3 protein-coding genes are annotated in these 1,945 nt (G+C 72.4%); all 3 read left to right on the forward strand.

Features of this window, described 5'->3' with window-relative positions; translation table 11 throughout:
* Window positions 1–603, forward strand: a 603-nt coding sequence (locus ABD308_RS28320) for a VOC family protein (RefSeq protein WP_344340395.1), incomplete at its 5' end; no start/stop codon positions are given.
* A 105-nt stretch (window positions 604–708) separates the two neighbouring features.
* Window positions 709–1,623 (forward strand): phytanoyl-CoA dioxygenase family protein, encoded by a 915-nt coding sequence (locus ABD308_RS28325; protein WP_344340397.1) that lies wholly within the window; start codon window positions 709–711, stop codon window positions 1,621–1,623.
* A partial coding sequence (locus ABD308_RS28330; protein WP_344340399.1) for a thiamine pyrophosphate-dependent enzyme occupies window positions 1,620–1,945 on the forward strand: 326 nt, incomplete at its 3' end. The genes ABD308_RS28325 and ABD308_RS28330, both read left to right, overlap by 4 nt.

Here is a 1,945-nt window from a genome sequence, read left to right on the forward strand (position 1 = left end):
ACCCCGCCGCTGCTGGACGCCCTCGACCACGCCGCGATCTGCCTGCCGGCCGGCGGGCTGGCGGACGCGGTGAAGTTCTGCGAGGCCGCGCTCGGCATGCACCGCATCTTCGGCGAGTACATCGAGGTCGGCGAGCAGGCGATGGACTCCAGCGTGGTGCAGAGCGCCTCCGGTGAGGTCACCTTCACCCTGATCGAGCCCGACACCACCCGCCGGCCCGGCCAGATCGACACCTTCCTCGCCGACCACGACGGCGCCGGCGTCCAGCACCTGGCGTTCCGCACGGGTGACATCGCCACCGCCGTCCGCACCGTCCGCGAGCGCGGCGTGGCGTTCCTGACCACGCCCGGCACCTACTACGACGCGCTCGCCGAGCGGCTCGGCGGCACCGCCATCCCGGTGGAGACGCTGCGCGAGCTGGACGTGCTGGTCGACCAGGACCACGGCGGACAGCTGTTCCAGATCTTCGCCCGCTCCACCCACCCGCGCCGGACGTACTTCGTGGAACTGATCGAGCGCCAGGGGGCCGGCACCTTCGGCACCGCCAACATCAAGGCCCTCTACGAGGCCGTCGAGCGCCAGCGCGCCGCCGCCGGCGTCTAGGGCCTGTCTGACGGTTCCCGCCGCGCGCTGATGCGACGCGAATGGTCAGACAAGCCCCAGGCCCGTCCACCCCGAGCCCTCACCACCACAGGAGGCCCGTCCCCCATGACCACCGCACCAGAGTTCACCCTCACCGAGGCCGAGCGTGCGCTGCTGCCCACCCCCGAGGAGGTGGCCGGCTACCTGGAGCACGGCTGGTACCTGTCCCGCAAGCTGTTCAGCGACGAGGAGCTGGACGCCCTGCAGGCCGCCACCGACCTGTACTACGAGGGCCACCGCGACCACACCCTGCCGGTCCGCCCGCCGCGGCTGGCCTCCTGGGAGCCCTCGCACGGGCCGGTCCAGCGCCACAACGACTACGTGCACTACGAGAGCGACGCGATCGGCGCGATCCTGCGCAAGCCGCTGCTGGGCGCCGTCGCCGCGCTGCTCGCCGAGGCCGAGCAGATCCGGATCTTCCAGGCCACCCTGATCTACAAGCCCCCGGTGCCGGGCGAGCCAAGCAACCAGGTGCCGTGGCACTTCGACAAGCACTACTGGCAGACGTCGACCTCGGAGCGGATGCTCACCGCCTTCCTGCCGTTCCACGACTGCGCCGAGGAGAACGGCACCATCACCATGGTGGACGGCAGCCACCTGTGGAAGGAGCTTCCCTCCGAGGAGGACTCCACCCGGCACTTCGCCGACCGCGACAACTCCGAGCTGGACTCGATCCTGGACGCCAACGCGGCGTACAACGGGACCGAGGTCCGCAAGGTCCCGATGATCATCCCGCGCGGCCACGTCAGCTTCCACCACTGCCTCACCTACCACGGCAGCGGCCCCAACCTGGCCTCCTTCCCGCGCCGGGCGGTCTCGCTGCACCTCCAGGACGGCGGCAACACCTACCAGCGCGCCACCCGGACGGACGGCGAGACGGTCGTCTACAACCACGACGTGCTGGTGCGGCGCACCGCCGACGGACGGCCCGACTACGCCGACCCGCGGTTCTGCCCGACGGTGTGGCAGGGCGCGCTGTGACCCCTGGCGCACCCGCCGTCGCGCACGCGGCCGCCACCACGGACGCGCCCGTCGTCGCCGCGCTCGACACGCCCGAGCGGCGGTACCGGATGCTGCGGCTGATCCGCTCCTTCGAGGAGCGCGGGCTCGACCTGGTGAAGTCCGGGGTGATCACCGGCGGCATCCACCCGTACATCGGGCAGGAGGCCGTCGCGGTCGGCGTCTGCGCCGCGCTGCGGGCGGGCGACCGGCTCGCCTCCACCCACCGCGGGCACGGCCACGTGCTGGCCCGGGGTCTCGACCCGGCCCGGCTGCTGGCCGAGCTGGCCGGGCGGGTCGGCGG

The organism is Kitasatospora putterlickiae, from assembly GCF_039527695.1.
Lineage (GTDB): Bacteria > Actinomycetota > Actinomycetes > Streptomycetales > Streptomycetaceae > Kitasatospora > Kitasatospora putterlickiae.

Excerpts from the sequence above, each read along its gene's own strand:
- ABD308_RS28325 (WP_344340397.1), top strand. The coding sequence starts at position 709 with ATGACCACCGCACCAGAGTTCACCCTCACCGAGGCCGAGCGTGCGCTG.